Source organism: Polaromonas sp. P1_G2 (genome assembly GCF_056405515.1).
In genome coordinates, this window is the sequence record NZ_JBFUBY010000934.1 from 1 (window position 1) to 505 (window position 505).

Sequence of the window (505 nt, forward strand, 5' to 3'; positions counted from 1 at the left end):
CCTTTAGATGCTTTCGAGCTCGTCACCGCCATCTACGCAGCCGACGGTCATGAACTGCGCAAGGACTGGTATGGCGAGGGCCGGGACAAGAAGGGGCGGCATGGACGTCTCGTCAACGCTCAAAAGCTGGCGGATGCCGAAAAGGGCATCCTCGCCAATGTCGCCAATACAGATTTTCTTCATGTCATCTCGCTGTTCCACACACGCGATCTTCGGCGCGCCGCGGAGGCGGCCGGCAGAGAAGGCAAGGAGCTTCCTCAGGTTACCGGGAAGCGCGAGGCCCTCCTGAACCTTCCGCTCAGCGGCTACAAGAAATACCAGGAATTGGCTGAGCAAGGTTTCCTCAAGGCCGCGAAGTTCCTCTTCACCCAGCGCGTCTATCGCCTTTTCGATCTGCCCTACCAGACGCAGATTATTCCGCTTGCAGCGATCCTAGCGGATATCGGCGACGCCTGGGAGCTCGAAGGCAACCGGGATAAAATCCAGCGTTGGTACTGGTGCGGAG

The 505-nt window shown here is 58.8% G+C and carries 1 pseudogene; it reads left to right on the top strand.

Features of this window, described 5'->3' with window-relative positions:
* A pseudogene (locus tag AC1D0P_RS28410) lies at window positions 1-505 on the top strand (hypothetical protein); the annotation flags it as partial.